Origin of the sequence: Victivallis lenta, assembly GCF_009695545.1 — a bacterium.
Taxonomy (GTDB): domain Bacteria; phylum Verrucomicrobiota; class Lentisphaeria; order Victivallales; family Victivallaceae; genus Victivallis; species Victivallis lenta.
On sequence record NZ_VUNS01000038.1, the window covers coordinates 24,375 to 30,603 of the forward strand.

Sequence of the window (6,229 nt, forward strand, 5' to 3'; positions counted from 1 at the left end):
GGTTATTCCGTCCAGCCGAGAACCGGCCACTCCTTCTCCCGGGCGAGCTTGAGCAGCTCGGGAGCCGGGTTGACCGCGAACGGGAAACCGACCGCATTGAGGATATTCACATCGTTCACGCTGTCGCCGTAATAGGCGAAATCGGCCAGGGCAAACCCGTGTCCGGCCGCCCATGCCGCCGCAATTTCGACCTTGCCCTCCTGCGCGCCGTAGGTGCCGGTGATGCGCCCGGTATAGCGCCCGTCCGCCAGCTCGAGCGTCGTGCCGAGAACCTCCCGGATGCCAAGGCACTCCGCGAGCGGCTGCGCGACGACCGAATTCGTGCTGGTCAGAATCGCCACGGGGAAACCGGCGTCAAGCAGGGAGCCGACGAGCTTCCGCGCTTCCGGATAGATGTGCGGGCGCACATACTCCTCGAAATGCAGCTCGGCCAGCGGACGCATCTCCTCCGGCGTCTTCCCGATGAACTCCCGGAACTGGAACAGATAGAACTCTTCGACATCGAGCGTCCCGGCATTGTAGTCGTCAAAATAGCGGTCGGCCTCGGCGAGATCGCTCTCGGGCGCAAGGTTGTGCCTGACGGCGAACTGTTTCCAGCTGACGTCGCAATCGTTGTTGATCAGCGTGTGATCCATGTCGAAAAAATAAACGGCGGGAGTTTTCACGTTCGGGAGGCATCCTCTGTCAGTGGTTGAATTTCATCCTTGAAGCGAGCCAGCAGCGCTTCGGCTTCCGGGCGGCTCGCGCACTCGACGTTGAGCCGCAGAATCGGCTCGGTGTTGGACGAACGCACGAGCACGCGTCCCTCCGGCAGGTCGAACCGCAGTCCGTCGAAGGTCATCGGAGCAAACGACCGGTAGCGGCGGGTCAGTTCGGCCAGAACCGCGCGGGAACGGATCGGCGGAACATCGAAACGGCACGACAAATTCGCGATCGGCGGAAAATCCGCCACGATTTCCGAGAGCTTCCGCTCCGAAAACGCAAGCCGCTCGAGAATCAGCGCCATCGCGCCGAAACTGTCCCGTCCCGGGTGAACCCGCCGGTAGATGACCCCGCCGCAGTTTCCCTCCCCGCCGATCACGCCGTCGACCTCAATCATCTTCTCGACCACGTTGATCTCTCCGACCGGAGCGGAATAGAAACTGCAGCCGTAGCTTTCGGCGATCATCTCGACCAGGCGCGAGGTCTGGACATTCGCGACGACCGGCCCGGGATCGCCGCCGTCGAGCACCTGGTCGACCGCCAATGCAACGGTATAGTGGGTCGAAAGCGCGACCCCTTTTTCGGTCACGACCGTAAGCCGGTCGCCGTCCGGATCCTGCCCGAAGCCGACGTCGCAGCCGTTTTCCCGGACCGCCCGGCAGAGCGCGCCGAGGTTCTCGGGCAGCGGCTCGGGAGACCGGGCGAAGTTCCCGTCCGGCCGATCGTTAATGGCGAACACCTCGCAGCCGAGCCGCTGCAGGAAGCCGGCGCTGAACACCGCGCCGACGCCGTTGACGCAGTCGACCGCGACCCGGAACTTCTTTTTCCTGACCGCTTCGACGTCGATCACCTCGAAAATCCGTTTCTCATGCAGCGAAAACGCGTCCGGCAGGACCCGGATTCCGCGGTAGTCGCTTTCGGCGCGGTACGGCAGATTTCCCTGATTGTACAGATCGAACAGTCCGGCCGCCTCGCCGGGAGAAAGAAACGTTCCGGCGCCGCCGATGAATTTGAGCGCATTCCACTGCGGCGGATTGTGGCTGGCCGTGATGGCGATGCCGCCCGCCGCCTCGATCGACTTGACCGTGTACTGCAGCGTCGGAGTCGGAATGACGCCGACCCGCAGCACCTCACACCCCGCGGCCAGCAGCCCGGCCGTGACCGCCTGTTCGAACATGCCGCCGGTCGAACGCGTATCGCGCCCGACCACAATGCGGCCGCCGCCCTGATAAAAACCGAACGCCGCGCCGAGATCGGCGGCCAGCCGGGCCGTGAGCCCTTCGCCGACGATGCCGCGCACGCCGCTTTCGGAAAATTTCAGCGTACTGATCCTGTTCATTCCCGCAATTCCCGTCCTTTCGCTTTGCAGAATATAACGCCGGAGCGGACTCTTTTCAATGAATCTTCAATCCCGATTTGATATTTTCGGGAAAAGCGTTAAATTATGGATATCCGAATTGATTGACAAAACAACCCGCATCGAGGAAATCACCACATGCCGATACAGACCTATACGCTCTCTCCGGACGCCGGCGGGACCTTCGGTTCCGCCACCGAACAGGAATTCAACACGCCGCATACCGAAACGCTCGGGCTCGCCGGCGACCTCGTCGACTGCTACCGGATCACGCTGACCAACGGCATCTTCCAGGTCCTCGGCGGCGTCAGCGGTTCCCTGAAGGCCAAAGCCGCGCTCTACAACGCCGACGGCAAAAAAACCGCCTCGATCACGATCAGCAACGGGAAAATCACCATGAAGCCGCAGACGCTTGCGGCGGGAACCTATTACATCATGGTCGAGAGCCGGGACAAAGGCAAGACCGCCGGAGAGTACACGCTCTCGGTCGCCGGAACCCGGTTTCCGGACCCGGTCCAGAACAACACGCCCTACGACGCGACCGCCCTCCCCCTGAGCGAAGCCGGAGCCGGCAATGCGAACGGCTGGGTCGGGCTCGGCGATTCGATCGACTACTACCGGATCGATCCGGACCGCGCCGGACAGGTCTTCGTCGGCGTCAGCGGCCTGACCGCGAAGGTCAAGGTGACCCTCTACCGCGCCGACGGCAAAAAGCTCAAAAGCGTCACGCTTTCGAAGGACAACGGCAATGTGTTCAAAAACGGCCTCCTGCTCGACAAGGAAGCGGTCTACCTCTCGGTCGAATCCGGCGACAAAGGCAAGGGCAAACAGAACACCGGCTACACGCTGACCGTCGACGACCGCTATTTCCCGGCCGCATCCGACGACAACAGCCGCGACAAGGCCGCGAAGCTCCCCCTCGACCAGGACGGAAACGGCGCCGGAACGAACTGGGTCGGCATGGGCGACGCGGTTGACTATTACCGGATCGATCCGAACCGCGCCGGCCAGGTCTTCATCGGCGTCAGCGGCCTGACCGCCAAGGTCAAAGTGACCCTCTACCGCGCCGACGGCAAAAAACTCAAGAGCGTCAGTCTCTCGAAGGACAGCGCCGACATCTTCAAAGGCGGGCTCCTGCTCGACCGCGGAACGTTCTATCTGTCGGTCGAATCCGGCGACAAAGGCAAGGGCAAGCAGAACACCGATTACACCGTAACCGTCGACGACCGTTATTTCCCGGCCGCATCCGACGACAACAGCCGCGACAAGGCCGCAGAACTCGCGCTCGACGCCAACGGCAGCGGCTCCGCCTCCAACTGGGTCGGCATGGGCGACGCGATCGACTATTACAGAATCGATCCGGCCGCGGCCGGCCGGGTCTACATCGGAATCGGCAACCTGACAGCGAAAGTCAAGGTCACGCTCTACCGCGCCGACGGCAAAAAACTCAAGAGCGTCAGCCTTTCGAAGGACAACGCCGACATCTTCAAGGGGGGACTCCTGCTCGACCGCGAGGCGGTCTACCTTTCGGTCGAATCCGGCGACAAAGGCAAGGGCAAGCAGAACAGCGACTACACGCTGACCGTCAACGACCACTATTTTCCGGCCGCGACCGACGACGACACGATCGAAACCTCCGACTGGATCGATCTTGATGAAAACGGCCGCGCCTCGGTCAAAGGCTGGGTCGGCTACGGAGATGCGGCGGACTGCTACCGGATCGATCCGCTCCGCGCCGGAACCGTCTCGATCACCCTCTCCGATGTGACGGCGAAACTCAAAGTCACGCTTTACAGCCGGGGCAAAAAGATCAAGACGCTCAGCGTCAAGCCGGGCGGCGGCTCCCTCGAGGGCCTGGTCCTCCCGGCCATGCCGGTCTATATCCTCGTCGAATCCGGCGACAAGGGGAAAGGCAAGCAGAACAGCGGCTACACGCTGGACATCACCGACAACTATTCATCGGCGCCGCAAACCAACGACGACATTCTGACTGCCGCGCGGCTGAACTGGGATTCCGCCCGGAAGGCCGAAGTCACCGACTGGGTCGGCCCCGACGATCAAACCGACTTTTTCCGCTTCGAGCTGGACCGTTCCTGCGCCGTCAATATGAACCTGATTCCGGACGAAGCCGGAATCGAGGTCGGCAGGCAGCTCAAAATCACGCTCTACAACGAAGCCGGCAAAAAACTCAAGCTCGACTCCGCGCTGAATACGCAGCAGCTCGATGCCGCGGTCTACTTCATTTCGGTCGAAATCAGCAATCCGAAAAAGTACAGCACCGGCTACCGTCTCGACGTGCAGCAGCTCGCCTGACCTCTCCGGGCGTTGCGGGGAGCTGCCCGCAACGCCCGGCGCACCCGGATCGCCGGCAGGCAACGGCCCGAAGAGTGCAGAGCCGGGAGGGAGACCGCGGCGCCGCTCAACCCGTCTGCGGAGAGAGCGCTCCCGGTTCCGGGCGCGCAGAGGGGTGACCAATATGACCTATCAGATCAGTATCAGTGCGTCGTCGAGAGCGGCGATGATGTCGTCAACGTGTTCGAGTCCGATGGAAAGACGAACGAGTTCGGGCGTGAGTCCGGCCTTGCGCTGGTCCTCGTCGGAGAGCTGCGAGTGGGTCGTGCTCGCCGGATGGATGATCAGGCTCTTGGCGTCCCCGACATTGGCGAGAATGCTGAACAGCCCGATATTGTCCACCAGTTTGATGCCCTCGGCGCTGCCGCCCCTGACGCCGAATACGACCATACCGCCCGCGCCGTCCGGCAGGTATTTCTGCGCGAGCTCATGCGACGGATCGCCGGAAAGTCCGGGGTAGCGCACCCACGCGACCTTCGGATGATGCTTCAGGAACTCCGCCACCTTCCGCGCATTGGAGCTGTGGCGCTCCATGCGCAGCGGAAGCGATTCGACTCCCTGCAGGAAGAGCCATGCCGCGTCCGGCGCGAGCGTCGGCCCCTGATTGCGCAGCCCGACCGTACGCAGCCGCGGAATGAACGCCAGCGGATTCAGTTCCCCGAGATCGTGTGCGAAACGCAGTCCGTGATAACCGCGGTCAGGTTCGTTGTAGAGCGAGAACTTCGGATCGGTCCAGTCGAAATTCCCGGCATCGACGACCACTCCTCCGATGCCGGTTCCATGTCCTCCGATCCACTTGGAAAGCGAGTGGATCACGATGTTCGCGCCGTGCTCGATCGGACGCAGCAGCGTCGGCGGCGTGAAGGTCGCGTCGACGATCAGCGGCAGGTGATGCTTCTTCGCAATCGTCGCGTAACCTTCGATGTCGGCGACGTCGAGCGCCGGGTTGCCGACGGTTTCGATATAGAGCGCACGGGTCTTTTCATTGATCGCCGCCTCTGTCGCCGCAAAATCGTTGACCGGCGCGAAGCGGACCGTGATTCCCTGCTGGGGCAGGATCGCGTCGAACTGCGTGAAGGTGCCGCCGTAAAGATTGTTTGCGGAGACCAGTTCATCGCCCTGCCTGAGAATATTGGTGACGGCGAAATAGATCGCCGCCGTGCCGCTGGAAAGCGTCAGCGCCGCTGCGCCGCCGTCGAGCTGCGCCAGGCGTTTCTCCAGCACGTCGTTGGTCGGATTCATCAGCCGGGCGTAGATGTTGCCCGGCTCCCGCAGCGCGAACAGGTCGGCGCCGTGCTGCGAGCTTTTGAAGTTGTAAGCGGTGGTGCGGTAAACCGGCACTGCCCGGGCGCGGGTGGCCGGTTCGATCTCCTGACCGGCATGGAGCGCCAGCGTTTCGATATGATAGTTTCGATTGTTCATGGATGCGGTCTCCCGGTATGTTGTTGATTCAGTTGTTGAACAGCCAGCCGGAGAGATAGCGTTCTCCCGTATCCGGCAGCAGGGCGATGATCCGTTTGCCCGCATATTCCGGGCGCCTGCTCAGTTCGAGCGCGGCGAAAAGCGCGGCGCCGGAACTGATGCCGACCAGCAGCCCCTCCCGCTTCGCTGCGGCGCGAGCGGTGTCGCCGGCATCCTCCGACTTCACGGGGAAGACTTCGTCGATGATCTCTGTGTCGAGCACGGACGGTACGAATCCGGCGCCGATGCCCTGAATTTTGTGCGGTCCGGGCCTGCCGCCGGAGAGCACCGGGGAGTCGGAGGGCTCCACCGCGATCAGCTTCACGTCCGGATTGCGCGCTTTCAGCACTTCACCGA

5 protein-coding genes are annotated in these 6,229 nt (G+C 62.6%); 1 reads left to right on the forward strand and 4 read right to left on the reverse strand.

Annotated features, from left to right (window positions below; genetic code table 11):
- Window positions 1–2: 2 nt before the first annotated feature.
- Both FYJ85_RS21075 and glmM read right to left on the reverse strand, forming a co-directional pair.
- A complete protein-coding gene (locus tag FYJ85_RS21075) occupies window positions 3–665 on the reverse strand; it encodes an HAD family hydrolase (RefSeq protein WP_106055541.1) in 663 nt (220 codons plus the stop codon).
- A complete protein-coding gene (glmM, locus tag FYJ85_RS21080; protein WP_106055540.1) occupies window positions 662–2,041 on the reverse strand; it encodes a phosphoglucosamine mutase in 1,380 nt (459 codons plus the stop codon). The genes FYJ85_RS21075 and glmM overlap by 4 nt, the downstream gene beginning before the upstream one ends.
- 156 nt (window positions 2,042–2,197) lie before the next feature.
- On the opposite strand from glmM, the gene FYJ85_RS21085 reads away from it, so the two are divergent.
- On the forward strand, window positions 2,198–4,372 hold the full coding sequence (locus tag FYJ85_RS21085) for a hypothetical protein (RefSeq protein WP_154420674.1): 2,175 nt from the start codon (window positions 2,198–2,200) through the stop codon (window positions 4,370–4,372).
- A gap of 171 nt (window positions 4,373–4,543) precedes the next feature.
- On the opposite strand, the gene FYJ85_RS21090 is transcribed toward FYJ85_RS21085, so the two are convergent.
- Together FYJ85_RS21090 and FYJ85_RS21095 are read right to left on the reverse strand one after the other, a co-directional pair.
- Entirely contained in the window at window positions 4,544–5,833 is a 1,290-nt protein-coding gene (locus FYJ85_RS21090; RefSeq protein ID WP_154420675.1) for an O-acetylhomoserine aminocarboxypropyltransferase/cysteine synthase family protein, read from the reverse strand.
- 28 nt (window positions 5,834–5,861) lie between these two features.
- On the reverse strand, window positions 5,862–6,229 hold a 368-nt coding region (locus FYJ85_RS21095; protein ID WP_154420676.1), incomplete at its 5' end, for a pyridoxal-phosphate dependent enzyme.